Annotated in this window: 23 protein-coding genes and 1 riboswitch; of the genes, 13 read left to right on the top strand and 10 right to left on the bottom strand. The window is 68.1% G+C overall.

The features are described from left to right. The 3 genes from tatC (at position 1) to AB4Z47_RS03805 (ending at position 4532) form a co-directional block, all read left to right on the top strand. Positions 1-954 carry a twin-arginine translocase subunit TatC gene (gene tatC / locus AB4Z47_RS03815; protein ID WP_441947837.1) on the top strand — a complete coding sequence of 318 codons (954 nt, stop codon included), beginning with the start codon at positions 1-3 and terminating at the stop codon, positions 952-954. 2 nt (positions 955-956) lie between these two features. Continuing rightward, complete coding sequence (locus AB4Z47_RS03810; RefSeq protein ID WP_441947835.1) at positions 957-3659, top strand: DEAD/DEAH box helicase; 2703 nt, start codon at positions 957-959, stop codon at positions 3657-3659. 195 nt (positions 3660-3854) lie between these two features. Next, positions 3855-4532 carry a DUF4333 domain-containing protein gene (locus AB4Z47_RS03805; protein ID WP_441947834.1) on the top strand — a complete coding sequence of 226 codons (678 nt, stop codon included), beginning with the start codon at positions 3855-3857 and terminating at the stop codon, positions 4530-4532. A gap of 122 nt (positions 4533-4654) precedes the next feature. Here AB4Z47_RS03805 and AB4Z47_RS03800 read toward each other — a convergent pair whose 3' ends face one another. Then, complete coding sequence (locus AB4Z47_RS03800) at positions 4655-5623, bottom strand: 5'-3' exonuclease (RefSeq protein WP_441947832.1); 969 nt, start codon at positions 5621-5623, stop codon at positions 4655-4657. Between the two features lie 119 nt (positions 5624-5742). Between AB4Z47_RS03800 and AB4Z47_RS03795 the strand changes: the two genes are divergently transcribed. Continuing rightward, positions 5743-6870, top strand: coding sequence for a M24 family metallopeptidase (locus tag AB4Z47_RS03795; RefSeq protein ID WP_441947831.1), 1128 nt, complete (start codon positions 5743-5745; stop codon positions 6868-6870). Here the strand turns inward: AB4Z47_RS03795 and AB4Z47_RS03790 are convergent. After that, the gene (locus AB4Z47_RS03790) at positions 6857-7303 is read right to left on the bottom strand and encodes a PPOX class F420-dependent oxidoreductase (protein ID WP_441947830.1); all 447 of its coding nucleotides are present in this window, start codon (positions 7301-7303) and stop codon (positions 6857-6859) included. The genes AB4Z47_RS03795 and AB4Z47_RS03790 overlap by 14 nt on opposite strands. A gap of 110 nt (positions 7304-7413) precedes the next feature. Here AB4Z47_RS03790 and AB4Z47_RS03785 point away from each other — a divergent pair, with 110 nt between their 5' ends. The 4 genes from AB4Z47_RS03785 (at position 7414) to AB4Z47_RS03770 (ending at position 10910) form a co-directional block, all read left to right on the top strand. Then, the gene (locus AB4Z47_RS03785; protein WP_441947829.1) at positions 7414-8169 is read left to right on the top strand and encodes an SDR family NAD(P)-dependent oxidoreductase; all 756 of its coding nucleotides are present in this window, start codon (positions 7414-7416) and stop codon (positions 8167-8169) included. Then, positions 8166-9437 carry a precorrin-6y C5,15-methyltransferase (decarboxylating) subunit CbiE gene (gene cbiE / locus AB4Z47_RS03780; protein WP_441947828.1) on the top strand — a complete coding sequence of 424 codons (1272 nt, stop codon included), beginning with the start codon at positions 8166-8168 and terminating at the stop codon, positions 9435-9437. Before AB4Z47_RS03785 ends, cbiE begins: the two co-directional genes overlap by 4 nt. Before the next feature lie 79 nt (positions 9438-9516). Further along, positions 9517-10158 (top strand): DUF6861 domain-containing protein, encoded by a 642-nt coding sequence (locus AB4Z47_RS03775; RefSeq protein ID WP_441947826.1) that lies wholly within the window; start codon positions 9517-9519, stop codon positions 10156-10158. 2 nt (positions 10159-10160) lie between these two features. Further along, the gene (locus AB4Z47_RS03770) at positions 10161-10910 is read left to right on the top strand and encodes a cobalt-precorrin-6A reductase (protein ID WP_441948041.1); all 750 of its coding nucleotides are present in this window, start codon (positions 10161-10163) and stop codon (positions 10908-10910) included. 23 nt (positions 10911-10933) lie between these two features. On the opposite strand, the gene AB4Z47_RS03765 is transcribed toward AB4Z47_RS03770, so the two are convergent. The 4 genes from AB4Z47_RS03765 to AB4Z47_RS03750 all read right to left on the bottom strand — a co-directional run bounded on the left by AB4Z47_RS03765 (position 10934) and on the right by AB4Z47_RS03750 (position 14276). Beyond that, positions 10934-11464, bottom strand: coding sequence for a PadR family transcriptional regulator (locus tag AB4Z47_RS03765; RefSeq protein WP_441947824.1), 531 nt, complete (start codon positions 11462-11464; stop codon positions 10934-10936). A gap of 86 nt (positions 11465-11550) precedes the next feature. Then, positions 11551-13131, bottom strand: a complete 1581-nt coding sequence (locus AB4Z47_RS03760) for a precorrin-2 C(20)-methyltransferase (protein WP_441947823.1) — start codon at positions 13129-13131, stop codon at positions 11551-11553. After that, positions 13128-13763: a precorrin-8X methylmutase gene (locus AB4Z47_RS03755; protein WP_441947821.1), complete on the bottom strand. Its 636-nt coding sequence runs from the start codon at positions 13761-13763 to the stop codon at positions 13128-13130. Before AB4Z47_RS03755 ends, AB4Z47_RS03760 begins: the two co-directional genes overlap by 4 nt. Before the next feature lie 75 nt (positions 13764-13838). After that, entirely contained in the window at positions 13839-14276 is a 438-nt protein-coding gene (locus AB4Z47_RS03750; protein ID WP_441947820.1) for an Lrp/AsnC family transcriptional regulator, read from the bottom strand. A gap of 137 nt (positions 14277-14413) precedes the next feature. Between AB4Z47_RS03750 and ddaH the strand changes: the two genes are divergently transcribed. After that, positions 14414-15253 carry a dimethylargininase gene (gene ddaH, locus AB4Z47_RS03745; protein ID WP_441947818.1) on the top strand — a complete coding sequence of 280 codons (840 nt, stop codon included), beginning with the start codon at positions 14414-14416 and terminating at the stop codon, positions 15251-15253. A gap of 73 nt (positions 15254-15326) precedes the next feature. Next, on the top strand, positions 15327-15800 hold the full coding sequence (locus tag AB4Z47_RS03740; RefSeq protein WP_441947816.1) for a helix-turn-helix transcriptional regulator: 474 nt from the start codon (positions 15327-15329) through the stop codon (positions 15798-15800). A 527-nt stretch (positions 15801-16327) separates the two neighbouring features. Here the strand turns inward: AB4Z47_RS03740 and AB4Z47_RS03735 are convergent. From AB4Z47_RS03735 to AB4Z47_RS03725, 3 genes are all read right to left on the bottom strand, one after another. After that, positions 16328-17182 (bottom strand): Imm49 family immunity protein, encoded by an 855-nt coding sequence (locus AB4Z47_RS03735; protein WP_441947814.1) that lies wholly within the window; start codon positions 17180-17182, stop codon positions 16328-16330. A 269-nt stretch (positions 17183-17451) separates the two neighbouring features. Continuing rightward, a complete protein-coding gene (locus AB4Z47_RS03730; protein WP_441947812.1) occupies positions 17452-18474 on the bottom strand; it encodes an NADP-dependent oxidoreductase in 1023 nt (340 codons plus the stop codon). A gap of 286 nt (positions 18475-18760) precedes the next feature. Next, positions 18761-19996 carry a precorrin-3B synthase gene (locus tag AB4Z47_RS03725; RefSeq protein WP_441947810.1) on the bottom strand — a complete coding sequence of 412 codons (1236 nt, stop codon included), beginning with the start codon at positions 19994-19996 and terminating at the stop codon, positions 18761-18763. 154 nt (positions 19997-20150) lie between these two features. Between AB4Z47_RS03725 and AB4Z47_RS03720 the strand changes: the two genes are divergently transcribed. The 3 genes from AB4Z47_RS03720 (at position 20151) to AB4Z47_RS03710 (ending at position 25150) form a co-directional block, all read left to right on the top strand. Beyond that, positions 20151-20591, top strand: coding sequence for a nuclear transport factor 2 family protein (locus AB4Z47_RS03720; RefSeq protein WP_441947808.1), 441 nt, complete (start codon positions 20151-20153; stop codon positions 20589-20591). Positions 20592-20741: 150 nt separating this feature from the next. Further along, positions 20742-20841: riboswitch (cobalamin riboswitch) on the top strand. Positions 20842-20875: 34 nt separating this feature from the next. Further along, entirely contained in the window at positions 20876-24448 is a 3573-nt protein-coding gene (gene cobN, locus AB4Z47_RS03715; RefSeq protein WP_441947807.1) for a cobaltochelatase subunit CobN, read from the top strand. A 174-nt stretch (positions 24449-24622) separates the two neighbouring features. After that, a complete protein-coding gene (locus tag AB4Z47_RS03710; protein ID WP_441947806.1) occupies positions 24623-25150 on the top strand; it encodes a hypothetical protein in 528 nt (175 codons plus the stop codon). A gap of 234 nt (positions 25151-25384) precedes the next feature. On the opposite strand, the gene AB4Z47_RS03705 is transcribed toward AB4Z47_RS03710, so the two are convergent. Continuing rightward, the gene (locus AB4Z47_RS03705) at positions 25385-26737 is read right to left on the bottom strand and encodes a cytochrome P450 (RefSeq protein ID WP_441947804.1); all 1353 of its coding nucleotides are present in this window, start codon (positions 26735-26737) and stop codon (positions 25385-25387) included. Positions 26738-26762 lie beyond the last annotated feature (25 nt).

The raw sequence follows: 26762 nt of genomic DNA, 5'->3' as shown, positions 1-26762 counted from the left end.
ATGCGAATCCCGTTCGATCCGCGCCGCAGCAAGCGCAGGACCAATCCCGACGGCACCATGTCGTTGATCGAGCATCTGCAGGAGCTGCGCTACCGCCTGCTGGTCTCGATCGCCGCGGTGCTGGTCACCACGGTGCTCGGATTCCTCTGGTACGGGCATTCGTTCCTCGGCATCGAGAGCCTCGGCGAGATTCTGCGCGGGCCGTACTGTTCGCTGCCCGCGTCGGCGCGCGCGTCGCTGAGCCCGGATGGCGCGTGCCGTCTGCTGGCCACTGCACCGTTCGAGCAGTTCACCTTGCGCTTGAAGGTCGGTATGACCGCCGGTGTCGTGCTCGCCGCGCCGATCTGGCTGTATCAGCTGTGGGCGTTCATCACGCCGGGGCTGTACGCCAAGGAGCGTAAGTACGCGATCGGGTTCGTGTCTTCGGGCACGGTGTTGTTCACCGCTGGTGCGGTGCTGGCCTACGTCGTCATCGCGCACGCGTTGAGCTTCCTGCTCACCATCGGCGACAACGTGCAGATCACGGCGCTGAGCGGTTCGCAGTACTTCGGCTTCATCATCAACCTGCTCATCATCTTCGGCGTCAGCTTCGAAACGCCGTTGCTGATCATCGGACTGAACCTGATCGGTGTCCTCACCTACCAGCGGCTCAAGGCGTGGCGGCGCGGCATCACGTTCGGCTTGTTCGTCTTCGCCGCCATCGTGACCCCGCAAGACCCGTTCTCCATGCTGGCGCTCGCGCTGGCGCTGACGGTCCTGTTCGAGGTCGCCATCCAGTTCGCCAGGATCAACGACCTCCGCCGCGCCCGCCAGGAGCGCGAGGGTTGGGGCGCGCTGTCCGACGAGGAAGCCTCCGAGCTGGGCGGGCCCGAACCGATCGATCCGGCGGGGTCGATCACGACGCCGCGGGAGAAATCCGCGCGACCCGTGTCGGACTACTCCGATACCCTCTGACGGTGACATATCACCGGTCGCAGACGGGCGAGTTGGCCGTATTCTCGGCCGAGCTGAAGTTCGAGCTGGATCCGTTTCAGCAGAATGCCTGCGCGGCGCTCGAGGACGGCCACAGCGTGCTGGTCTGCGCCCCGACCGGCGCGGGCAAGACCGTCGTGGGCGAATTCGCGGTACACCTGGCGCTGGCGGCGGGTGGAAAGTGCTTCTACACGACGCCGATCAAAGCGCTGTCGAACCAGAAGTTCGCCGACTTCACCGAACGGTACGGCCGCGACAGCGTCGGCCTGCTGACCGGCGATCAGTCGATCAACCCGGACGCACCGGTGGTCGTGATGACCACCGAGGTGCTGCGCAACATGCTGTACGCCTCCTCCGACGCTCTGCGCGGGCTGTCCTACGTAGTGATGGACGAGGTGCACTACCTCGCCGACCGGTTCCGCGGGGCGGTGTGGGAGGAGGTCATCCTGCACCTGCCGCCGGACGTCCGGCTGGTCAGCCTGTCGGCCACGGTCAGCAACGCCGAGGAATTCGGCGCCTGGATGGAAACCGTGCGCGGCGACACCGCCGTGGTGGTCGACGAGACCAGGCCGGTGCCGCTGTGGCAGCACGTCATGGTGGGGCGGCGCATGTTCGACCTGTTCGACACGAAGTCCACCGATCAGAAGGTGCTCGTCGACGAAGATCTGGTGCGATTCATCCGGCACCGTGCGGCTGCCGACCGGATGAACGGCTGGGGCGGTCCGCGCAACGGCCGCGGCGGTCCGCGCCGCGATTTCCGTCCGCTGCCGCGACCCGAGGTGCTGGCCAAACTGGACGACGAGGGCCTGCTGCCCGCGATTACGTTCATTTTCAGCCGCGCGGGATGCGACGCGGCGCTGGCGCAGTGCCTGCGGTCGCGGCTGGAGCTGAGCCGCGAGGACGAGCGCGACGAGGTCGACGCGATCATCGAGAAGCACACCGGCGATCTGCCCAAGACCGATCTGGAGGTGCTCGGCTACTGGGAGTGGCGCGAGGCACTGCACCGGGGGCTTGCCGCGCACCATGCGGGCATGCTGCCTGCGTTCCGGCATACCGTCGAGGAACTGTTCGTCAACGGGCTCGTGCGAGCCGTATTCGCCACGGAGACACTGGCGCTCGGCATCAATATGCCCGCGCGCACCGTCGTGCTGGAGCGCTTGGTGAAGTTCAACGGCGAGTCGCACGCGGAACTCACGCCGGGGGAATACACCCAGCTGACCGGGCGCGCGGGAAGGCGCGGTATCGACGTCGAAGGCCACGCTGTCGTGCTGTGGCAGCCGGAGGTGGATACCAGTGCGGTCGCGGGCCTGGCTTCCACGCGCACGTACCCGCTGCGCAGCTCGTTCCGGCCGGGCTACAACATGTCGATCAATCTCATCGACCGGATGGGCGCCGATGAGTCACGTGCCCTGCTGGAGCGGTCGTTCGCCCAGTTCCAGGCGGACCGCTCGGTGGTCGGGCTGGTGCGCGGCATCGAGCGCAACGAGGCCGCGTTGCGCAAGCTGCGCGACCAGCTCGGTGGCAGCAAGGGAGGGTTCCTGGACTATCTCGCGCTGCGCGAACGGATCAAGCAGCGGGAACGGCAGCTGGCGCAGCAGGGCCGGGCCGACCGGCGGGGTGCGGCGGTGGACGCGCTGGTAGCACTGCGCCGCGGCGACGTGGTCGCGATTCCGTCCGGGCGGCGTGCCGGGCTCGCGGTGATCCTGGAGCCGGACGCGACGCCGGGGGATCCGCGTCCCTTGGTGCTCACCGAGGACAAGTGGGCGGGCCGGGTATCGGTCGCCGACTTCCCGGTGCCCGCCGAAGCGCTCGGACACATGCGGTTGCCACGCCGGGTGGACCATCGCACCGCGCGCATTCGCAGCGATCTGGCCTCGGCGCTGCGCAGCACCGGAATCTCGGCGCCCGGCAGGCCGCGGCGCGGCAAGCGTTCCACGGCGGCAGAGGACCACGAACTGTCCACATTGCGACGCAGCCTGCGTTCGCATCCGGCGCACACGCGACCCGACCGCGAGCAGATGGCCCGGATCGGCGAGCGCTACCAGCGGCTGCTGCGCGAAACCGAATCGATGCGCCAGAAGGTTGCCGCGACCACCAACTCGTTGGCGCGCACCTTCGATCGGATCCTCGGGCTTTTGCAGGAGCGCGGGTTCGTGCACGAGAGTGAGGTGACCGCCGACGGGCGCAGACTGGCCCGCATCTACGCCGAGAGCGACTTGCTGGTCGCCGAATGTCTGCGGCAGGGACTGTGGCGCGGCCTCGGCCCCGCCGAACTTGCCGGCGTGGTCTCGATCCTGGTGTACGAATCCCGTCAGGAGGGTGGATATCTCGCCGCGAGCGGCCCGACGGCGCCGATCCGGCGGGCGGTCGGCGCGACCATCGGCGTGTGGACCGAGCTGCGTTCCGATGAGGCCCGGCACAAGCTTCCGCCGACCAGGGAGCCGGATCTCGGCTTCGTCACCGGCGTCTACAAGTGGGCGCGCGGGGACGGGCTGGCCGACTCGTTGCTCGCCAGTGGTGATCAGGGCGCGCCACTGTCGGCGGGCGATTTCGTGCGCTGGTGCAGGCAGGTGATCGATCTGCTCGATCAGATCCACAGCACCGCCGACGATTCCGAGATCGCCGCCACGGCGGCGAAGGCGGTGCGGGCGATCCGGCGGGGTGTCGTCGCGGTGGACGCCGCCTGAGCGGTGTGAGCGACGGATCCGGCAGGAGGCAGCCTGCGTAACCAGGGGACCGTGAACGCCGCCAATCTCAACACAGCTGATTCGTTTGTGATTTGATTTCTTTCGCGTACCGACCGTGGCGGAAGAGTCGTGTCATGCGACGAGGCCCACGCGGGGGGCTACCGTGAGTACAACGATGCGAGTGGAGGCAAGTAGATGAGCGGCCCTTTCGGACCGAGCGACCCCGGGGAGGGACGCAACGATCCCACCCAGCAGTGGGGCGGACAGCAGGCACCCGGCGGGGCAGGTCCCACGCAGCAGTGGGGCGGTCAACCGCAGACCCCGGCGTCGGCGCAGCCGACCTGGGGTGAGCAACAGCAGCCGCAGCAGTGGGGGCAACCGCAGCAGCCGCAGTGGGGCCAGCAACAACCGCAGCAGCCCCAGTGGGGGCAGCAGCCCGCGCAGCAGGGCCAGCCGCAGTGGGGCCAGTCCCAACCACAGGACTGGGGCCAGCAAGGCCAGCAGCCGCAGTGGGGTCAGCAGCAGCCGCAGTGGGGTGCGCAGCAGGCGCAGCCGCAGGGCGGTAAGGGCAAGGGCCTGATCATCGGCCTTTCCGTGCTCGGTGTCGTAGTGGTCGGCGCGATCATCGCCCTGGTGCTGGTGTTGACCGCCAAGGACAAACTGGATCAGGCCGCGGTGCAGGACGGCGTGAAGAAGGTGCTGTCGGATTCCTACGGCATCCAGGACATCAGCGACGTCTCGTGCCCGTCCGGCGAGGAGGTCAAGGTCGATGCCACCTTCCAGTGCGATCTGAAGGTCAGCGGCGAGGCCAAGAAGGTGACCATCAAGATCACCAAGGAGGACGGTACCTACGAGGTCGGTCGCCCGAACTAGTTCCCACCCCGCTTGCATCCCGGTGCGGCCCACCCACGGGTGGGCCGCACCGGTCCGAGCCCGGCGTCGAAATCGAGCCGTCCCATCGCGAAATGTGCGCGATGGGATTTTCTGCATGGGGGTCAGGTTTCGCGTGCTGCGCCCATGGCCGTGATCAGGCGGGTGATCGGGCTCTCAGCGTTGTAGGCGGTGGCGAGTTCCCGGAGCCGGACCGGATCGACGGGCTCGGTGGGGAGGATGTCGGTGCGGGAGAGTTCCACGTCGGCGTCACACACCACACGCACGACAGGCGCCGCCGCTTTCAAGTACTCCTGCGCGGCACGGAGTTTGGCGCGCACACCGTTGGAGAGGTCGGCGTCGGGATCATCGACGGCCGCGCGCAGAGCGTCGAGTGAACCGAAGCGTGAGATCAGTATCGACGCGGATTTCTCGCCGATGCCCGCGACACCGGGCAAGCCGTCGGAGGCGTCACCGCGGAGTGTGGCCATGTCGGCGTACGCCGGGCCCGCATTCTGCTGCGGCACACCGTATTTCGCGGAGACCTCGGCCGGGCCGAACAATTCCGCCTTGGCCAGGCCGCGCCCCGCGTACAGCACCCGCACCTGCGGTGCCGGTTCATCCCGCACGAGCTGGAGCAGGTCGCGGTCGCCGCTGACGACGATCACCGCGTCGGTGCGCTCCCGGGTGGCGAGGGTGCCGAGCACGTCGTCGGCCTCCAGCCCGGCCGCTCCGCCGGTCGCGATGCCGGCCGCGCCGAGCACCTCCAGGATCATCGCCACCTGCGGCGTCAGCGTGTCCGGAACCACCTCGGCGCCGGGCGCGGCATCCGGCGAGGTGTCCAGCCGGTGCGCCTTGTACGACGGCACCAGATCCACCCGATACGCGGGTCGCCAGTCCAGGTCCAGGCACACCACCAGCCTGCTCGGGGTGTGCTTGGTGATCAGCGATGCCACCATGTCGGTGAAACCACGCAGCGCGTTCACCGAACGGCCGTCCGGCGCGGTGATCTTGTCGGGGATCGCGTGAAAGGCGCGGAACCACAGACTGGCTCCATCCAGCAGCAATAGGGGCCCATCAGCAGCAGAGGTCACGGGCTGAGGCTACTCGCCGATCCCGACACGACCCGCTGGAACGGGCAGGCCGTCGGGCGGGCTTGCCCGTGTCGGCGCCCGTGCCCAATGTCCGGCACCGGGCAGGTAACGTCGGTCGTATGAGCTCGCATACGGATTCCAGATTCGCGGCAGACGTCTACGGTGCTCGACTCGAGCGGGCGGTGGAGCTGATGCGGGCCGCCCATCTGGATGCTTTGTTGATCACTCCAGGGTCGGACCTGCGCTACCTGATCGGATCGGCGGCCGAGTCCTTCGAGCGGCTCACCTGCCTGGTGATCCCCGCCGATGGCGCAACCCCGTCGGTGGTGATCCCGAAGCTGGAGCTCGCGTCGCTGGAGAATTCGGCGGCGGGCGAACTGGGTCTGCAGGTGCTCGACTGGGTCGATGGCACCGACCCGTACGGTGTGGTGAAGTCCGCGCTGCACGTCGGCTCTCGGGTGGGCGTCGCCGATGCCATGCCCGCGCTGCACCTGCTGCCGCTCGCGGAATCGTTCACCGGCCTACCGGTATCCGCCACTCCGGTGTTGCGCGAACTGCGCATGATCAAAGACGCCGCCGAGGTGGACGCGCTGCGCCGCGCGGGCGCCGCGATCGACAGGGTGCACGCGCGGATGGGTGAGTTCTTGCAAGTGGGTAGCACCGAGGCCGCGGTCGGCGCGGACATCGAGGCCGCGATCATAGCGGAGGGGCACACCGAGGCGGCGTTCGTCATCGTCGGCAGCGGTCCACACGGCGCCGACCCGCACCACGGGGTGTCCGAGCGGCGCATCGAGGCCGGGGACGTGGTGGTGATCGATATCGGCGGCCCGGTCGACCCGGGCTACTACTCGGACTCGACCCGCACCTATGTGCTGGGCGACCCGAACCCGACGGTGGCTGCGCGGTTCGCCGAACTCGAGCGCGCCCAGGCGGCCGCGGTAGCCGCCGTTCGCCCCGGCGTCACTGCCGCCGCGGTGGATGCCGCCGCACGAAATCCGTTGACAGAGGCTGGTTTCGGCCCCGCCTTCGTCCACCGCACCGGCCATGGCATCGGCCTGTCGGTGCACGAGGAGCCCTACATCGTGGAAGGCAACGACCTCGTCCTCCAGCCAGGTATGGCCTTCAGCATCGAGCCGGGCATCTACTTCCGCGGCGAGTGGGGCGCTCGTATCGAGGACATCGTGGTCGTCACCGCCGACGGCAGCGAGTCCATGAACAATCAACCCCATGGCCTCACGGTGCTGTGACACCGTTTTCCGCGGTTTTGCCGTCGACGGCCGGTGCGACGAGGGTACTGCTGGAAAGGACGCGCCGGACCTGTATCGCGATCACCACGCGGGTCGGGTTCTCCCGGGGGGCGCGGTAGCGGTCGGCGTAGCGCTCCACCGCCTCGGCGACGTCGTCCGGGTCGTCGAGCACGGTCGCCGGGCCCTCCAGGGTGATCCACCGGATTCCGTCGACCTGGCTGACCGCCGCGTACCCGGAGCGGCGCACGTTACGCACCTTCACCGATCCGTCGTTGGTGATCACCCGCGCGATTCCCGCCTCTTCATCCCAGGTGAACCCCACCGCCACTACATGCGGCGTCCCATCCGCCCGCAATGTCGTCAACGTGGCAAGGTGCCGTTCCGCCACGAACTCCACAGCACCAGGCGACAACTCGGCAATACTCGTCGGCATCCCCCGACCGTAACCCACTCGCCATCAGCCTCGGCGAGTGGCACATTGCTGCGGCGGAGCGCGCGACGCCCCTCCGCTGGTACCACTCGTCGGACTGACAGACTGGGCGTATGGGAACGCGAGGGTTGGCCGAAGGCGCGGTGTTGCTGCTCGGGGGGCGTAGTGAGATCGGGATCGAGGTGGCTCGGCGGCTGGCGCCGGGGCGGGTGGTGGTCCTCGCGGCCCGGCGCAGCGGCGAATTGGGTCCGCAGAGCGCGGAACTCGCGGCCGCGGGTGCGACCGCCGTGCACAGGGTGGAGTTCGACGCCGACGACGCCGCAAGTCATCCGGCGATGCTGGCGAAGATCGCCGCCGAGCACGGGCCGATCGGCATCGCGGTGCTCGCGTTCGGTGTGCTCGGCGATCAGAGTCGCGCCGAGCAGGACCCCGCCCACGCGATGGCGATCCTGCACACCGACTTCGTCGCGCAGGCCGGCGTGCTGACCAGCCTGGCGAGTCTGCTGCGCGCCCAGGGAGCTGGGCAGATCGTGGTGTTCAGCTCGGTCGCGGGCATCCGCGTCCGCCGCGCCAACTACGTTTACGGCTCGGCCAAGGCTGGTCTCGACGGTTTCGCGAGTGGTCTCGCCGACTCGTTGCACGGCAGCGGCGTTCATCTGCTGCTGGTCCGTCCCGGCTTCGTCATCGGCAGGATGACCGAAGGCATGTCTCCCGCCCCGTTCTCCAGCACCCCCGACCAGGTCGCCGCCGCCGTGGTCAGGGGGCTGCGCACGGGAGCGGGCGGTGTGTGGGTGCCCTGGATCCTGCGGCCGGTGTTCTTCGCGATGCGCTTTCTTCCTCAACCGATCTGGCGTCGGATGCCACGGTGACCAGCTCGTCTGTGGTGTGGACCGGGCCGCCGATCGCCGTCGTCGGGATCGGCGCCGACGGTTGGGACGGTCTCGGGCGCGTCGCGCGGGAAGCCGTCGCCGACGCCGAGGTCGTGTTCGGTTCGGCCCGTCAGCTCGCGCTCGTGCCCGACCTGGTGGCGGGCGAGCGGGTGGCTTGGCCTTCGCCGTTGGTCCCCGCACTGCCGGGGTTGCTCGAACGGCATGCCCGGACACGGCTGTGTGTCTTGGCCAGCGGTGATCCGATGTTCTACGGCATCGGCGTCACTCTGGCTCGGCTTCTGGGGCCCCAGGCGCTGCGGGTACTGCCGCAGCCGTCGTCCGCGTCGCTGGCCTGTGCACGACTCGGGTGGCCGCTGGCCGAAACGCCGGTGGTGAGCGCCGTGGGTCGTGCGCTGGAGACGGTATTGTCCGAATTGGTCGACCGCAGGCGTCTGTTGGTACTCAGCGCCGACGAGCACACACCGGCGCGCCTGGCGGAATTGCTGGGCCGCCACGGTTTCGGTGCGTCCGAGCTGACCGTTCTCGAGCAACTGGGCGGACCGGCCGAACGCCTCGCCATCGGTGTCGCGAAGCAGTGGGTGCGCCCGCCCGGTGACCCGCTGAACATCGTCGCGGTCTCCTGTGCGGAGGACTTGGAGCGCCCGCGCGCCACGCGGCTGCCCGGCTTGCCGGACGAGCTGTTCGGCGGTGACGGGCAGCTCACCAAGCGTGAGGTCCGCGCACTGACGTTGGCGGCGCTGGCCCCGGCCCCGGGGGAGCTGCTGTGGGACGTCGGGGGCGGCTCAGGCAGCATCGCGATCGAATGGTGCCGCGCGCATCCGGCCAATCGCGCCGTCGTCTTCGAGCGGCTGGAGCACCGACGGCGGCAGATCGCCGACAATTCGGCTGCCCTCGGAGTCCCGTACATCGTGGTGCGCGGCGAGCTGTCCGCGGAGGTCGGGGTCGCCGAAATCACCTCTCCCGACGCGATTTTCGTCGGCGGCGGGCTTACTCAGGATGGCCTGCTCGAGACATGCTGGGCGCAGCTGCGACACGGCGGCAGGCTTGTCGCGAACGCGGTGACCGCGGAATCGGAATCGCTGCTGCTCAGCTGGGCGGCCGCAGAAGGCGGTGAGCTGCGGAAGTTTCAGATATACCGTGCCGAACCGCTGGGATCCTTCACGGCCTGGCGGCCGCAGCTTCCCGTGGCACAGTGGTCTGTGGTGAAAAGGGAAGATATCGTTCCGGAATTCCCAGCCGATGGATGAACGTGTTCTCGGTCGTGGGGGTAGGGTCGGGGCCGAGTTCCGATCATGATCGGAAATCCGGTTCCTGACGGGGAGATACATGAGATACAAAAAATTCGCCGCTACCGCACTGATGGCGATCGCCGCCACCGGAGTCGCCGCTGGTACCGCTTATGGCGCGCCGCCGACTGCGCCCGCGCCCGCGCCGCCGACAGCGCCCGCGTCGCAGGACCAGGCCACCTCGCCGACGGTCACAGGTACGGATCAGGGTGTCGGCTACATGCTGCAGCTCGCTGACGCGGGTAAGTCCGTGGTCACCAGCGTGACCGGCGGCGTGTTCAGCCTCGACACCGACAAGCAGTCGGTCAGCCTGAAGAATGCCGCCGGCGAGACCGTCACCACGGTTCCGCTGGCCGCGACGGCCAAGGGGCAGCAGGTCCAGATCGCCGCGAACATCGCCGACGAGGGCAGACAGCTGACTCTGACACCGCAGGTCGCGCCGACCGCGAACGCGCCGGTCGCGGCCGAGTTCATCGGTGCGCAGGAGTGGTTCTTCGCCGAGTTGCAGCGCGCATCCCTCGGTGCTCTGGTGGGTGGCCTGATCGGCGCCGCCATCGGCATCCTCTTCTTCGGTGTCGGCATCCTGCCCGGCGCCGTGCTCGGCGCGATCATCGGTCTCGCCGTCGCGGGTGGGCCGGAGTTGCTGAACGCGGGCATCGCCTACTTCAGCGGCCAGCCCTGAGAATTCTGATTCTGGGCGGCACCCGGGAAGCCAGGGAGCTGGCCCATATCGCTACCGGCGAGCGAGGTTTCGAGATCGTCTCCTCGCTCGCCGGTCGTGTGCGTGCACCCCTGCTGCCGGAGGGTGAGGTCCGGATCGGTGGCTTCGGCGGCGCCGAGGGACTGCGCGACTGGGTCGCGGCCAACGGTATCGAGGCCGTGGTCGACGCCACACACCCGTTCGCTGCCGCCATGAGTGTCAATGCCGCTGTGGCCCTGCGTGATTCGGGAGTTCCGCTGGTTCATCTACGGCGGCCGAGCTGGTCGGCGCAGGCGGGGGACCGATGGATTCGCGTGCCGAATCTCGCCGCCGCCGCGTGCGTCGTCTCCACGCTCGGCGAACGCGTCTTTCTGACCATCGGCCGCCAAGGTGTCAGCGCCTTCGCGGGACCGGCCGGGCAGTGGTTCCTGATCCGTGCCATCGATCCGCCCGAGGGCCCGTTGCCACCGAACCGTGAAATCTTGCTTGCCCGAGGGCCTTTCGCGTTCGAGGACGAATCGCGGCTGCTTGCGGAGTATCGGATCGACGTGCTCGTCACCAAGGACAGCGGCGGCGACCAGACCGACGCCAAACTGGCCGCCGCACGCGCGGCGGGTATTCCGGTTGTCCTGATCGAACGCCCGCCCTTGCCCGAGGGCGCCGTGACGGTGGAAACCGTTGCGCAGGCATGGAATTGGCTACGCGAGGACCGAGGTGGCATCCGGTCTCGCTGAATACCGGGCGAGTGGCGGCCCGATCAACCGCCGAGAAGCTCCGGCAGATGGTCGAACCATTCCAGCACCGCCCTCTCGTAGCGGATGCCGAAATCCAATGTGGCCCGGGCGAAGGCAGACTTCCCCTCAGGGCTCTCGGCAAGATACTCGGTGAGCCGCCCCAGGTGGATCTCCCGGTTGGCTGCGACGATGCCATCCAGCCGATCACGATCGAGGTGCTCGCCGAACGAGAGCGTGAGCAGCAGTGGCACTCGGATGGTCTCGCCGCCGGGGTCGCGGCCGATCCATGTCAGGAAGGCCTCTCGTCCGGCGTCGGTGATGCGATAGGGCGTCCGTTCGCGAGCGCCGGTCTCGCCCTTCTCGACCAGCCCCGCCGCATCCATCGCGCCGAGCTCGCGATAGACCTGGCTCTGCGTGATCGTCCAGAAGTCACCGATGCGGTCTTGCGCCTCGGCCACCAGATCCCATCCCGACATGGGACCTTCGTGCAGAAATCCGAGTAACGACGCCGCCGTGGAGTTCAACGGCTTGCGTGTGGTCGCGGTGTTCGTCAACGACTGCTCCCTTTCGCTCTAACATTCCATAGTGGAATGTTACCCGAATGGAACGACTAGGCGTCGCCGGCCAGCCGGTCGAGATCTTACGCGCCGTCGACAGCCGCGTCGCCTGCGTGACCATAGCGCCGGGAGGTATAGACGCGGGTGCCCTGGTCGGTCTCCACCACGGTGGTGGTGGACGCGCCGATGATCACCAGCGTGCGCATGTCCACCTCCGCGGGATCGAGGTCACCGAGGGCCACCACGCGGACCGACTCGGCGGGCCCGCCCACGTCACGGCCGAGCACCACGGGCGTGTCGGGCTTGCGGTGCTCCAACAGCAGGTCTCGCATCGCGCCCACCTGCCAGGTGCGTTGCGACGACGCGGGGTTGTAGACCGCGATCGCCATGTCGGCGGCCGCGACGGCGGAAAGGCGTTGTGCGACAACCTCCCAGGGCTTGAGCCGGTCGGAAAGCGAGATCATCGCGTAGTCGTGTCCCAGCGGTGCGCCCACCCGGCTGGCGACTGCGTTGGCCGCGGTGACTCCGGGAAGCACGCGCACCGGCACCCTGCGCCACCGCGGGTCCGCGGATTCCTCCAGCACGGCCGCCGCCATCGCGAACACCCCTGGATCGCCCGAGGAGACGACCACGACGCGCGCGCCGCGCTCGGCCAGGTCCAAGGCCATGGTGGCGCGCTCGGACTCCACTCGATTGTCGCTGGCGTGCCTGTGCTGGCCCGGACGCTCCGGTACCCGGTTCAGATAGGTGGTGTATCCGACCAGATCGGTGGCCTCGGCCAAGGCCACGCGCACCTCGTCGGTCGTCCACTCCGGTGCACCGGGACCCAAACCGACCACGACCACTTCGCCGATGCTTTCGGCCGAGTCCGTCTGTGGGACCGAGATATGCTGAGCCGCAGCGTAATTCGCGTCGGTGCGAGGTAGTGGCGTGGTCGGCTCCGGGCCGGGGACGAGGGTGATGGCGAAGTAGGGGACCTCGGTGTCGTCGACCGCGTCGGCGTGCAGGACGCGCTGGTCTGTCGTACTCGCGCGCTCGACGTAGTATGCACCGGCGAGGCGTCCGGCATCCGAAAGAGCCTGGCGCACACCGGGATAGGTTCGTCCCAGCTTCATGATCGCGGCGGCGTCGGTGTCGCGCAGCCGCCGGGTGAGCTCGTCGGGGGGCATGGTGCCGGGCAGGACGGTGAGCACCTGCTCGCCCTCGACCAGCGGTGTTCCCAACGCGGCCGACGCCGCGCTTACCGACGTGATGCCGGGGATGATCTCGGCCTCGAACCGGTCGGCCAGGCGCCGGTGCATGTGCATATACGAGCTGTAGAACAGCGGGTCGCCGGCGGCTAGCAACGCGACCGAACGGCCCGCCGCCAAGTGTCCGGCGAGCCGCTCGGCCGCTTGCTCGTAGAACTCGTCGATCGCGCCCTGATAGCCGCCGGGATGGTCGGTCGTCTCGGTGGTCACCGGATAGACGAGGTGCTCCTCCAGCTGGCCGGGCCGCAGGTACGGCGCGGCGATGCGGCGGGAGATGCTGCGGCCGTGGCGAGCACTGTGGAACGCGATGACATCGGCCGCGCCGATCACCCTGGCCGCCTTGACCGTAACCAGCTCGGGATCACCAGGGCCGAGCCCGACGCCCCACAGTTTGCCGGGGCCGCGAGTGCTCATTCCTGTTCGCTCGCAATCGCATTGAGCGCGGACGCGGTGATGGCGCTGCCGCCTCGCCTGCCCCGAACCGTGAGGTACTCGACGCCGCCGACATCGATCAGCGCATCCTTGGACTCGACGGCGCCGACGAAGCCGACCGGGATGCCGAGTACGGCGGCCGGTCGGGGCGCTCCCGCGTCGAGCAGGTCGAGCAGATGGAACAGGGCCGTCGGGGCGTTGCCGATCGCGACGACCGCGCCGTCGAGACGGTCGCGCCAGAGCTCGAGCGCGGCGGCGGAGCGGGTAGTGCCCAACGTCGCAGCCAGGTCCGGTACGCGGGCATCGCCGAGGGTGCAGATCACCTCGTTGTCAGCGGGCAGTCGCTTGCGGGTCACCCCGGAGGCAACCATGGTCGCGTCACACAAAATCGGCGCGCCCGCGCGCAGCGCCGCCCGCGCGGACGCGACGACACCTGGGGTGAAGGCGATGTCCGCCGCCAAATCCACTTGGCCGCAGCCATGGATCATCCGCACGACCACCTGTGCCACGTCCGGGGGGAACCCGCTCAGATCGGCTTCGGCGCGGATCGTCGCGAACGAGCGCCGGTAGATCTCGGCTCCGTCGGTCAGGTAGCTGGCACGTACGTCGGGCATGCGGTCCACCCTAGGAGGTGGCGTGCGGGCCTGGGCGGCTCGGGTCGCCGGCTTCGTGCGCCGCGGCGGATCCGATCAGGTCCTCGGACGCTCGAGTATCCGTGACATGACGATCGAACTGCGTGTGCGCCCCACGCGCGCGTTCTCGCGAATCCGCTCGACGGTCACCTCGATCTCGGCCATATCGGTGGCCATCACGTGCACCAGGGCGTCGGCCTCCCCTGCGATCGTCCACACGCCCACCACCTGAGGGATCGGTTCCAGACTGCGCCTCAGCTCGACCGGGGAGATGTTGTCGCGGTAATAGACCTCGACGTATGCCTCGGTCTTCCAGCCGAGCGCGGCCGGATTGACCAGGGCGGTGAATCCGGTGATCTGCTTGCTCGCGACCAACCGATCGACCCGGCGCTTCACCGCGGGCGCGGACAGCCCGACCGCGCTGCCGATCTCCTGGAACGAGGCGCGCGCGTGCTCGAGGAGATGTTCGAGAATTCGGCGATCGAGGTTGTCCACGCCACACCTTCTCCGTCTTCGCGCAACGATTAACCGTGTCAAAGGGGATCTACACAATGAATTGCTGTTCCCGGCGCAATAGTATGCGAATTACGGTCGTTGTAGTTGAAAGTTCGCGCCGACCTACGGAGCCCACGTTGACATCTGTAGCCACCCTCCAGGCCGAGTCCGCCGCACGTCGTCCGTCGCCGCGACGGTTCGTCATGTGCCGCCCCGATCACTTCGAGGTCACCTACTCGATCAATCCTTGGATGAACCCCGACGAGCCTGTCGACCGCGGCCTGGCGATCGCGCAGTGGGAAACACTGCGCGCCACCTACGAGGAGTACGGACACAAGGTCGATGTGGTGCCGGGCCTCCCCGGCCTGCCCGACATGGTGTTCGCCGCCAACGGTGGGCTGATCGTAGGGGACCGCGCGATGTCGGCCCGCTTCACCCACCCGGAACGTGCCGCCGAGGGCCCGGCCTATCACCGCCGATTCGCGGAGCTCGGACTCGCCGGTGTGGTCGGCGCCGAGGAACTGAACGAGGGGGAGGGGGATTTCCTCCTGGTCGGCGATCGATTGTTGGCGGGCATGGGGTTCCGAAGCTCACTCGCGGCGCATGAGGAGGTGTCTCGCCATTTCTCCTTGCCTGTGGTATCCCTGGAACTGGTAGATCCGCGCTTTTATCACCTGGACACAGTCCTGCTGCCACTGGACTCCAGCACCGTCGCCTACTATCCGCCCGCCTTCAGTGTGGCCGCCAGAGCGATCCTCGCCGACCTCTACCCCGACGCGATCCTGGCCACCGACGCCGACGCGGCGGTACTCGGGTTGAACGGCGTCTGCGACGGATTCAACGTCTTCCTCAGCAGCAGTGCCACCGAACTGAGCGAAGCTCTCCGCGCCCGCGGCTACAACCCGGTCGGTATCGAGATGTCCGAACTGCTCAAGGCGGGTGGCAGCGTCAAATGCTGCACGCTCGAAATCCACTGAGGGGAGGCTGGGACGCGCACGCAGTCGGGGTCCCGGTAGAAACGGCGCGGAAAACAACACATTTGACCGCGCGGTGGCGGATCCCGAGGACGCCGAGCCGCACTTCCGGGCGGCCCTGGCGGATCCGGTAGTGGCGAACTGGCCCTTCGAACGCGCGCAGACCCTGCTCGACCTCGCCGAGTGGCTGCGGCGCCGTCGGCGCATCGCAGCGGCGCGTGGGCCACTCACCGAGGCCCTGGAGACCTTCCGGCGCCTAGGCGCGCGCCCGTGGATCGAGCGCGCCCGGGCCGAATCGCGCGCGGCCGGCCTCGACGTCACGGACTCGAACCCGGACGCGCTCGCCGAACTCTCCCCGCAACAGCAACAGATCATCCAGCTCGCCGCCCGCGGACTGAGCAATCGCGAAATCGGAGAGAAGCTCTTCCTCTCCCCGCGCACGGTCAGCTCGCACCTCTACCGCAGCTTCACCAAGCTGGGCATCACCGCCCGGTCCCAGCTGCGCGACCTCATCGAGGGGACGCTCGCTACGCCCGGCAACCACGAATAAGGCATGCCCAGCCGTGGAAGCAGTCACCTGACGCATACCGCGCGCCACCCCGCCGGACCAGACTGGCCACAAGGGCGATGCAACAGCCAACTCCCGCAGCTGACCAGGGCGTCGGCTGTCGCGTTCGAGGCAGCCGCAGTCACTGACCTCGGTCTGATGCCCACGACGTCCCACGGAATCCTGAGGCGTCTGAGAGCGGCATTCAACAGACGGCTTCGTGATGCGCAGCAGGCCACGTCTGATCTACTCGCAGGCGGCGGAGCCGGCATCCGTAGACTCGAACGACGTCTCGACCGGCTGCACACATCCGCGCTGCTGCTTCAGGACTCGCACGCCGCATCCAACTCGATCACCGCAGCCCTCGACGCCGCTTGATGGGATGTCGACCCGCGCAGCAACAGCTTGTCACGGGGTCCTCTCCAAGCCCCGTGACGCCAAACCCTTTGCAACCTAGGGGATTACGTCATATACGTTGTTTTCCGCGCGATTACTACTTCTGCCGCAATTGCGACGGAGGCCAAGGCCGCTCAAGAACCGGTCCAGCATCCGGTGATCAGCGTGCGCGGCAGATAGTCGGTCTCGACGGGCGGTCGCCAACCCTCGCAGCGGTAGGCGAGAGCGGTCAGGGCGAGCGGCACGAGGGGAAGCAGAGCACGAGGCCTGCCGAAGGGGTCGGGCACGGCGCCGTATTGGAGCAGCAACTCGGTCAACTCGGTGCCGAAGGCCTCCCGGTCACCGGCGGCCAAGGCGCGCAGGGCGCACAGTGCGGTGTGGTGCGGCAGGTCGAGATACCCCTCTCCCACCTGGACTCGGGAAAGCGCGGCGTCGATAGCGGCGACCACCGATTCTCTGGACGGCGGGTAGTCGGCGTCCTCGTTCCCCGTGTCCCCGATGGCGTAGGCCATCAGGCCGTTCACCAGCTCGACGTTGGGCTCGCCGACCATTTCGCCATCGAGCTCCTTGCGGGCGAAGTGGAATGCCTCGCCATGCCATTCCGCTCTCTCGGAGAGGATCGCCAGGCAGAAGGCGTCCAGCCACTGGTTGGCGGAGACAGGATCCGGGTCGCGCGGGGTTTCCCTCTGGTAGTCCATCCCGAAGTTCGCGTAGTCAAGGAAGACGAAGAAGGTGGTGTTGCCGAAGTAGGCGGCGCACTGCACGCCACCGGCGGCGGCCTCGGCGGCGTTGTCGAGGACCGCCTTGACCTCTGGAGCGTCGAGGTCGGGGAGCACGACGGAAAGAGCACCCAGATAGTCGAGGAACTCGCCCGAGATCCGCCACCACTCGTAGGTTCCGATCGGGCCGGCCTTCGCCATGGAGTGGCACTCGCGATGGATTCGCTCGGCGAAACCATCGCGGGCCGCTGCCAGCACGGCTTCATCCATCCGGCGTCGCTCTATCCGCATCTCTATTTTCGTCCGTTCCCAGGTGTAGTCGGCGGGTGTTGCCAGGTTTTCTCGGCGGCTACGTACATGGTCTGCGTCGACCGGTGCCGGGCGCGATATGCGGCGATAGCGTGCGTCCGGCTGGAGTCGGATGTCCGCAGCCTGTTGATCTTCCGAGGTGCCAGGCAGCCGGTCCGGTCAGCGCGGGATGCGGCTGATCAGTACATTCGGGAGACCTGGAGGCATCCATATCTCGTGTCCGTCAGGTGTCAGGACTCTGCGATCTTGACCAGCTGCTTGCCGAGGTTACGACCCTCGAAGACGGCACGCAACGCGCTCGGCGCGGATTCCAGTCCACTACTGACGGTCTCGGCAATGGTGATCGCTCCCTGGGCCTGCCAGTCAAGCAATGCCGTGAAGGCTTCCGGGAAACGGTCCAGGTAATCGAGGAAGATGAACCCTTCCATGCGTGCCCGGTCCAGCGCCAGCCTCATATAGTTCCGCGGCCCACATGCCGGATCGGCGCCCTGATACCCGGAAGAGATGGCCCCGGCCAGGACGACACGCGCACGACAGGCCAGGTGCGCCAAACCATGCTCGAGGATACGGCCGCCCACACCGTCGAAGAAGACGTCGACGCCGTTGGGGGCAAGACGGGTCAAACAGGCATCGATATCGTCGTGTTTGTAGTCGAGGGCGGCATCCAGACCCGCATGCTCGGTGATCCAGGAGCACTTATCCGGGCCGCCGGCGATACCGATGACCGTGCAGCCCAAAACCTTTGCGATCTGCCCCGCGATGGACCCGGTGACACCGGCCGCCGCCGAAACCAGCACCGTCTGGCCGGGCTCGGGACGGCCGATATCCGTCATACCGAAGTACGCGGTCAAACCCGGCGCTCCGAACAGACTCAGCATGGACGTAGGCGGCACACCGTCGGGCACCACGTTCAACCCGAACAACCCGCCCGCCGACCGGACGACATAGTCCTGCCACCCCACCATTCCCGCGACCCAGCTACCCACTGGACAATCCGGATTGTTCGAGCGCACCACCTGCCCGACACCACTACCACGCATCACCGCGCCGACCGGCACGGCGTCGATATAGTTGTCAGCCTCATTGAGCCAGCCCCGCTGGGTGGGATCGATCCCCAGCCAATGCACCCGAATCAAGGCCTCCCCCGGCCCCGGAACCGGCACCGGCACACTCCTCAACTCGAAATCCTTGTCCCGCAGCGCCCCTACCGGCCGCCGCCCCAACACCCACTGCCTGTTCACCACATCCACCACCAGGCGATACTAGATCGCCTACACCCCGCCGCTCGACCCCATTTACTCCCGCGCGAAAACGCACGACATTCGGCTACCGCGCGTTCCCTGAGTCCAATCGTCGCCGCTGTGTGTGACCCCAGCCGCCGACAAAATTTGGGACCGCCATCTATGGCTGGGGGTCGAACCATCTCCAACCCAACTCTTGATCACGGTGACGGATACCCTGAACAAGTGACAGGCATGGTGGTCAATCGCATTTCGGTCACCGAGCGGCTTCGGGTGCGTGCCGCACTACGACAGGCTTTTATTCGAAGCGATAGCCCTCGTCGGTCGCCACGACATCGGTGACCGTTCCGCGGGGGCGGCCGCAGCGGCGGTCGCACCCGGACCAGTGCTGACGTCCGGCCACCGAGACCTCCGCCGGTGCCAGGAGTGGAACATCCGGGACACCTTGTCGCGGAGCGGGATTCGGTTCCGCATGCCCGGTTCTCCATTCGGCTCGGTCAGCTCTCGGAAGCACACGGCCTGCTGCGACCGCCTCCGCCGCATCGGCCCGGACATCGGTGTGCGACTTCGCGCAACCGGGCCGTCCCGTGCAGGCGCTGACCAATAGCCACGGGGAATCGGCGTCGAAGATCAGGCCCATCGGCGCGAGCACACGCACCACCTGTTCGGCGGCCCATTCCTCCAGGTCGGTCACGACCAGGCTGCGCCACGGCGTGACGAATACCGTCCGTTCGACGGCGGCGAGGAATTCGGCGGTGCGGGCGGGCAGGGAGCCGAGACGCACGCCGGCGCCGAGACCGACCAGGCCGTCGTCCTGCTCCAACCATCCGATCGGAATGTCCTGTCCCGCAGTGAATTCGAGTCGATCGGGGCCGGGTGAGAGACCGAGGAGATCGGCTAGGCGTTCAGCGCCGTGCTCGAGGTCGCGCAACCGCCACCGGCCGGGGTCGTCGCCGCGCAACTCCAGGAAGCCGTGCGCGGCGGCGAGCATGATGTCGACCGCGTCGGCGGCGGTGATCCGGATGCCGCTGTCGCCTCCGGCCAGTAGCAGCGCGAAGTCGTCCGTAGCGACGGCGTGCACACCGATGTCGGCGCCGAGTCCGCTGACATCGCCGCGACCGTCGTCGAGCGTGAACAGCATCCTGCCCGGCAGGTCGGCCAGACGCGGCGCGGCGAGCAGCCCGGCATCCAGTGCGGGTACCAGCGCTTGCACGTCCGTGAGTCCGCCGATCCGTCCGGACAGCGGCGAGGCGACGATATTGCGCACCCGCTCGTGGCTGCGGCTCGGCAACAGTCCCGCGCCAGCCAGCCGTTCCATCAGCGCCTCGGCGTCGTGTATCCGGCGCAGCTGGACGTTGCCGCGCGCTGTGAGCTCGATGTTCCCGTCCCCGAGGTCGCGCGCGGCCTCGGCGAGCACCTGCCACTGCACGGCCTCCACCCGCCCGCCGGGCACCCGAATCCGCGCCAGCGGCCCGTCGGCCGCCTCGTGCAGCCGCAGCACGCCGGGACAGGAATCAGCAACTTTTCGCGTCATAGCATTCTCACCCTACGTATCCCGCGGGGCACCCGGCCCGGTGGATACGTAGGCTCACCACGACCTGGACGCCACCCCACGTGGAAGCGGATCGACGGCGGCGGGCCTTTCAGGACGTCCGGGTCGGCGGTGTGTGATCGTCTAATGTGGGCGAATGTCTGAAATTGGCACGGTGTCGGACCGGCTCGATATCGTCGAGGTGATCACAAAGTTGTTCGTGTACACCGACCAGCGGCGGTGGGAGGAGTTGCTGGGGGAGGTTCTCACGCCCACGGTGGATTTCGACGGCGGGTTCGGCGGGCCGGTCGGGGAGCGGCCTGCGGCCGACATCGTCGGGGACTGGCGGACCGGGCTCGCCGAGCTGGACGAGGTGCACCACCAGTCCGGCAATCACCTGATCGATCTGCGAGGTGACGTCGCGATCGTACATGCCGACGCGATCGCCGTGCACGTGAAGAACTCGGCGGCCAACGGCAAAACCCGCACGTTCGTCGGCAGCTATTCGCTGGGCACCGTGCGCACCCCGGACGGGTGGCGGATCAACCGGTTCCACTATTACCTCAAGGTCCTCGACGGGAACGGCGACTTGACCTGACGTCGGCCTGATTCGCCGCAACGCCCCATCCCGCGAGTCTGATGAGCGACGCCCGCCAGCCATGGGACTTCCGGGGCCGCTGACGCCGGGCGCAGCGGAACGGAGCAGCGCGGCGCGGGCACACGGGCAAGCCCGACGCGGGCGGCGGGTAGCATCTGCTTGCTCGGCGGACGACGAGGAAACCGGTGGAAGTCCGGTGCGGTCGCGCCACTGTAGAAAGCCAGACCCTCTCCGGCGAGCAGCGAACCCCCGATGGGCGCGTCACCCGAGGAAGGCTGCCACCCGTGATTTTGTTGCTGTCCACATCCGACACGGATCTGCTGAGTGCCCGCGCCAGCGGCGCCGACTACCGGTGGGGCAACCCTGCCCGCCTGCTGGTCGACGATCTGCCCGGTCTGCTCGACGGCGCCGATCTGGTGATCGTGCGCATCCTCGGCGGCAAGCGGGCGTGGGAGGACGGGCTGGCTGCGGTGCGCGCCAGCGGCGTTCCCATGGTGGCGCTCGGCGGCGAGATCGCTCCGGACGCCGAGCTGATGGAGTGCTCGACCGTGCCTGGCGGCGTCGCGGCCGATGCGCACAACTACCTCGCCGCCGGTGGCCCGGGGAACCTGCGTCAGCTGCACAACTTCTTGTCCGACACCGTGCTGCTCACCGGGCACGGCTTCGAGCCGCCGGTCCAGCTGCCCAGCTGGGGTGAACTGGACCGTGCCGCGGCGCCGGTCGAGGGGCCTACGGTCGCGGTGATCTATTACCGCGCACAGCATCTCGCGGGCAACACCGCCTACATCGACGCCCTGTGCGCCGCACTCGAACACGCGGGAACGCGCCCGCTGCCGCTGTATTGCGCGTCGCTGCGTACTGCCGAGCCGGAACTCCTCGCCACCCTCCGGCAGGCCGACGCCCTGGTGGTCACGGTGCTGGCCGCGGGAGGAAGCAAGCCCGCCACCGCCTCCGCCGGCGGCGAGGACGAGGCGTGGGATGTCGGCGCGCTCGCTGATCTGGATGTACCCATCCTGCAGGGACTCTGTCTGACCAGCGGCCGCGCCCAGTGGGAGGCGAGCGACGACGGCCTGTCGCCACTGGATGTCGCCACACAGGTCGCGGTACCGGAGTTCGACGGCCGGATCATCACGGTCCCGTTCTCGTTCAAGGAATTCGACGCCGACGGCCTGTCCACCTACGTTCCCGACCCCGAACGCGCGGCCCGCGTCGCGGGTATCGCGACGCGCTACGCACGCCTGCGCCACATTCCTGCCGCGCGCAAGCGCGTCGCCGTCATGCTGTCTGCCTACCCGACCAAGCATGCCCGCATCGGCAATGCTGTCGGCCTGGACACCCCGGCCAGCGCGATCCGGCTGCTCACCGAAATGCGCGCCGCCGGTTACGATCTCGGCGATCTCGGCGAGGTCCCGGGCCTGGACGATCGCGACGGCGACACCCTCATCCATGCCCTCATCGCCGCGGGCGGACAGGATCCGGACTGGCTGACCTCCGAACAGCTGGCGGGCAATCCGATCCGCATCGGCGCGGCGACCTATGCCGCCTGGTTCGACACGCTTCCCGAGGATCTGCGCGAAGCCGTCGTCGAGGCGTGGGGCCCGCCGCCCGGCGCGCTGTACGTCGACCGCTCGTCCGACCCGAATGGTGAGATCGTCATCGCGGCACTGCGTTTCGGCAACATCGTGCTGATGGTGCAGCCGCCGCGCGGCTTCGGCGAGAATCCGGTCGCCATCTACCACGACCCCGACCTGCCGCCGAGCCATCACTACCTCGCCGCCTACCGCTGGCTCAGCGCGCCAGAGGGTTTCGCCGCCGACGCGATGGTGCACCTCGGCAAGCACGGCAATCTGGAGTGGCTGCCCGGCAAAACGCTCGGCATGTCGGCCTCCTGCGGCACCGACGCCGCGCTCGGCGACCTGCCGCTGATCTACCCGTTCCTGGTGAACGACCCCGGCGAGGGCACCCAGGCCAAGCGGCGCGCGCACGCCACGCTGGTCGACCACCTGATCCCGCCGATGGCCCGCGCCGAAAGCTATGGCGACATCGCGCGTCTGGAACAGCTGCTCGACGAGCACGCCAATATCTCGGCCCTCGACCCGGCCAAGCTCCCGGCCATCCGCCAGCAGATCTGGACGTTGATGCGCGCCGCAGAGATGGATCACGATCTGGGCCTCACGGAGCGCCCGGATGAGGAGTCCTTCGACGACATGCTACTGCACGTCGACGGCTGGCTGTGCGAGATCAAGGACGTGCAGATTCGCGACGGTTTGCACGTGCTCGGCCAGGCACCTGCGGGAGAGGCCGAACTCGACCTGGTGCTGGCAATGCTGCGTGCCCGTCAACTCTGGGGCGGCGAGCGTTCGGTGCCCGGCCTCCGTGAAGCGCTCGGCCTCGACGAGTCCGGAACCGAGGCGCGCGAGCGCGTCGACGCTGTCGAAGGCTTGGCCCGAGAACTGGTTTCGGCATTGCAGGCCTCGAACTGGTCGCCGGACGCGGTCGACGGCATTGCCGACAACGCCGAGGTCCGCCGGGTGCTGCGGTTCGCGGCCACCGAGGTGGTGCCGCGCCTGCGCCAGACCGGCGCGGAGATCGAGCGGGTGCTGCACGCGCTCGATGGCGGGTTCATCCCGGCGGGCCCGAGTGGTTCTCCGCTGCGCGGCCTGATCAACGTGCTGCCGACCGGACGCAATTTCTACTCGGTCGACCCCAAGGCTGTGCCGTCGCGCCTGGCCTGGGAAACCGGTCAGGCCATGGCGGAATCGCTGCTGGACCGGTACAAAGCCGACCACGGCGAGTACCCGCGATCGGTGGGTTTGTCGGTGTGGGGCACCTCCGCCATGCGCACCTCCGGCGACGATATCGCCGAAGTACTCGCGCTGCTGGGTGTCCGACCGGTCTGGGACGAGGCGAGCCGCCGGGTCACCACACTCGAGGTGGTACCGCTCGCGGAACTGGGCCGCCCCCGGATCGATGTCACCGTGCGCATCAGCGGCTTCTTCCGCGACGCCTTCCCGCATGTGCTCGCCCTGCTGGACGACGCGGTCCGCCTGGTCGCAGACCTGGATGAGCCCGCCGAATCGAACTACGTGCGTGCGCACGCCGACGCCGACCTCGCCGAACACGGCGACCGGCGACGCGCAACCACCCGCATCTTCGGCTCCAAGCCCGGCACCTACGGTGCGGGCCTGCTCCAGCTGATCGATTCGAAGAGCTGGCGCACCGACGACGACCTCGCGCAGGTGTACACCACGTGGGGCGGCTACGCCTACGGCCGCGATCTCGACGGCGCGCCCGCCGCCGAAGACATGCGTGGCGCGTACCGGCGTATCGCGGTGGCCGCCAAGAACACCGACACCCGCGAGCACGACATCGCCGACTCCGACGACTACTTCCAGTTCCACGGTGGCATGGTCGCCACCGTGCGGGCGCTGACCGGCAGGAACCCCGAGGCCTATATCGGCGACAGCACGCGCCCCGACGCGGTGCGCACGCGGACGCTGTCGGAGGAGACCGCGCGAGTGTTCCGTGCCCGCGTGGTGAACCCGCGCTGGCTGGAGGCCATGCGAAGGCATGGTTACAAGGGCGCTTTCGAGATGGCGGCGACCGTCGACTACCTGTTCGGCTATGACGCCACCACCGATGTCGTCGCCGACTGGATGTACGAGAAGCTGTCGGAGAGCTATGTTTTCGATGACGTGAACCGCAAGTTCATGGAGCAGTCCAACCCGTGGGCGCTGCACGGTATCGCCGAGCGGCTGCTGGAGGCGGCCGAGCGCAAGCTCTGGGAGCACCCCGAACCGGCCACCCTCGATCGGCTGCGTCAGGTCTATCTGGAGACCGAAGGGGAATTGGAATAATCCGAAAAATCAACCCCCCAGTTTCGGGGTATATCGAAATATATGATCTTGCAAGGCAATTCGATTATCCACAGCTCTCGACATCGTCATGTCGGGAGCGCATGATTAGTGATGTTTCATGGCCATTTCCGGGAAACGCCACATTCGTATCGGTTGGATGATTGGGAAAGTCTCATGAGGATCAAGAAATTGGTAGCGACCACGCTGCTGACCATTGCCGCCACCGGAGTCACCGCGGCCACCGCCCACGGTCAAGCCGGGGTGTCCGAGCAAGTGATCAGCGGCGTCGACCGCGGTGTCGCCTACACGGCGGCCGTCGCACCCGACCGGTCGAGTGCGACCGTCACGCTGGCCTCCGGCACGTTCGGCTTGACGCCGGACGCGGAGGTGGCGGTGCTCGCGCCGGACGGCGCGATGGTCGCGACTGTGCCGACCACCCTGCAGACCGTGGCCGGTCAGCAGGTCCGGGTGGTGCCGGAAGTCGACGCGGCCGCGACCACGTTGACGTTGACGCCGGTCGGAGCCGCCGTCCCGGAACCGGGTGCGCCACAGTTCATCGGTGATGCGGGCACCACCGTGGCGGGTGTGTTGATCGGCTGCGCCGTCGGCGCGCTGATCGGTCTCCTCTTCTTCATCGTCGGGTTCCTGCCCGGCTGCGTGATCGGTGGCATCATCGGCGGTATCGCGGGCGCCAACCAGTAGTAGGGCGCTGAACGAAGGTCATCGGCGGCGAATCGGCCGTGATCGGCGCGCAACTTCCGAGCGCGGCCGGTTCTCTGCGTCACCGAATTGTACTGTGCGGCTTGTCATCCGAGCCCCGCTGCGCGCCGAAATCGCGCCGCGGTGACCATCAGGTGTTCGGCGAGCGGGGGCGCGTCCAAGACCAGGAAAGTATTGCTTCCGCGGTCGACAGCCGTATCGGATGGCTCGCAGCTGCTACCGCGTCTGTGTCATGCACGGCTCGACTGCGAAGTCGAGCCCGAAGTTGTTCAACGTCACCGGCAGCGGAGCGGTCGGGTCCGGCTGCGGCGTGGACCGCAGTCGGAATTCGGCCGCGGTCAGCAAGTGCGCGAGCAGCGTGCTCGTGACGAACAGGACGAGGTTGCGGCCGGGGCAGTCGGCCGGGCCCGCGCTGAACGGCACCAGTTGCGGATACTGCTCCGCGCGGCCGTCGAGCCAGATGTCCGGAACGAACTCGTCGGCGAACGGAAGCAGGTCGGGATCCCGATGGAAGGCCGGGACCGCGATCATCAGCGCGGCGCCCGCCGTGATGGTGAAGCGTTCGTCGCCGTCGCGCCACTGCGTGTCGGTGGTGATGTCGCGCAGGATCGTCGGCGTGGTCGGCCACAGCCGCACCGACTCGAGCACGCAGGCCCGCAGGTAGTTCCGCAGGTCCAGGCGATCAGGATCGGCGGCGTCGGCCAACGCGCGAGCGTGCTGCCGGGGATGGGTGGTCAGCACCGCAAGCGCTCGGCTCAGCGCCATCCCCGCGGCATCGAACGCGAACAACCAATGCGGAATCTGCCCGACGGGGTCTGTGGCGCCTCCGGCGGGGATATCGGCCAGCGCACCGGCCAGACTGTCGGGTTGGGCGGACTCGACATAGCGGTACAGGCGATTGGTGAACAGGTCGCGCTGCCTGCGGTGCGCAGGTGCCAGAAACGACCAGTTGCCCGCCGAGCGCAGTCGCCAGAGTTCGTCGGTCAGTGTGCTGTCGTCGCGGCCCCGGTCGCCGAGTACCAGCCGTCGCACCAGTCGCCACCAGTGCACCGTGAACTCCGACGCGTCCAGGTGCCCGCGGTGCAGCGCGGACACGACGATCTCGCGCGCCTCGTCCGCGACGACCGCGGCGAAGGGCCCCGCGAGTCGATGCAGCGGCTCGGCCGCGTCCAGCGCGGCCTCGTTGAGCGCTCGGCGCTGTGCACGAATCGGGCCGTCGGACAATAGGACACCGTGTGGCTGGAATTGACGCAGCGCGGCACGCTTCTCCCGATTGGCCGGGTGAAACGGCGTCGGCGAGTCGGCAAGCACCCGGCCGACGTCACCCGGGTCGAGGACCACGACGATCCGTCGTCCCGGTACAACGAGTTCTACCGGACCGGAACCGAATTCGCGACGCAGCAGCCGCATACGATCGATGGCCCGGGAATCGGCCCTGGTGCGCTCGAGCAATCCCATCACCGGCCGCCGCCGTGCGATCACCCCGGACGCGACCGAGGCGAATCCGAGATCCGCCAATGCCGCCGCCGCGGACACCCCCACCAGTCGGTGTTCGCGGGTCTTTGTCATACGGCCTCCTCCCGGTGTATCGACG

The organism is Nocardia sp. 2TAF39, from assembly GCF_052114905.1.
Lineage (GTDB): Bacteria > Actinomycetota > Actinomycetes > Mycobacteriales > Mycobacteriaceae > Nocardia.
The sequence above is the reverse complement of the archived record's forward strand: the minus strand, read 5'-3'. Positions and strand labels throughout refer to the sequence as shown.

What these genes read in the sequence shown, in the direction of transcription:
- tatC (WP_441947837.1), top strand. Translation starts at nt 1, where the DNA reads ATGCGAATCCCGTTCGATCCGCGCCGCAGCAAGCGCAGGACCAATCCC.
- AB4Z47_RS03790 (WP_441947830.1), bottom strand. Translation starts at nt 7,303, where the DNA reads ATGCCGACGAGTATTGCCGAGTTGTCGCCTGGTGCTGTGGAGTTCGTG.
- AB4Z47_RS03795 (WP_441947831.1), top strand. Translation starts at nt 5,743, where the DNA reads ATGAGCTCGCATACGGATTCCAGATTCGCGGCAGACGTCTACGGTGCT.
- AB4Z47_RS03725 (WP_441947810.1), bottom strand. Translation starts at nt 19,996, where the DNA reads ATGACGCGAAAAGTTGCTGATTCCTGTCCCGGCGTGCTGCGGCTGCAC.
- AB4Z47_RS03705 (WP_441947804.1), bottom strand. Translation starts at nt 26,737, where the DNA reads ATGACAAAGACCCGCGAACACCGACTGGTGGGGGTGTCCGCGGCGGCG.
- AB4Z47_RS03760 (WP_441947823.1), bottom strand. Translation starts at nt 13,131, where the DNA reads ATGAGCACTCGCGGCCCCGGCAAACTGTGGGGCGTCGGGCTCGGCCCT.
- AB4Z47_RS03805 (WP_441947834.1), top strand. Translation starts at nt 3,855, where the DNA reads ATGAGCGGCCCTTTCGGACCGAGCGACCCCGGGGAGGGACGCAACGAT.
- AB4Z47_RS03735 (WP_441947814.1), bottom strand. Translation starts at nt 17,182, where the DNA reads ATGGATGAAGCCGTGCTGGCAGCGGCCCGCGATGGTTTCGCCGAGCGA.
- AB4Z47_RS03775 (WP_441947826.1), top strand. Translation starts at nt 9,517, where the DNA reads ATGAGATACAAAAAATTCGCCGCTACCGCACTGATGGCGATCGCCGCC.
- AB4Z47_RS03720 (WP_441947808.1), top strand. Translation starts at nt 20,151, where the DNA reads ATGTCTGAAATTGGCACGGTGTCGGACCGGCTCGATATCGTCGAGGTG.
- AB4Z47_RS03710 (WP_441947806.1), top strand. Translation starts at nt 24,623, where the DNA reads ATGAGGATCAAGAAATTGGTAGCGACCACGCTGCTGACCATTGCCGCC.
- AB4Z47_RS03755 (WP_441947821.1), bottom strand. Translation starts at nt 13,763, where the DNA reads ATGCCCGACGTACGTGCCAGCTACCTGACCGACGGAGCCGAGATCTAC.
- AB4Z47_RS03785 (WP_441947829.1), top strand. Translation starts at nt 7,414, where the DNA reads ATGGGAACGCGAGGGTTGGCCGAAGGCGCGGTGTTGCTGCTCGGGGGG.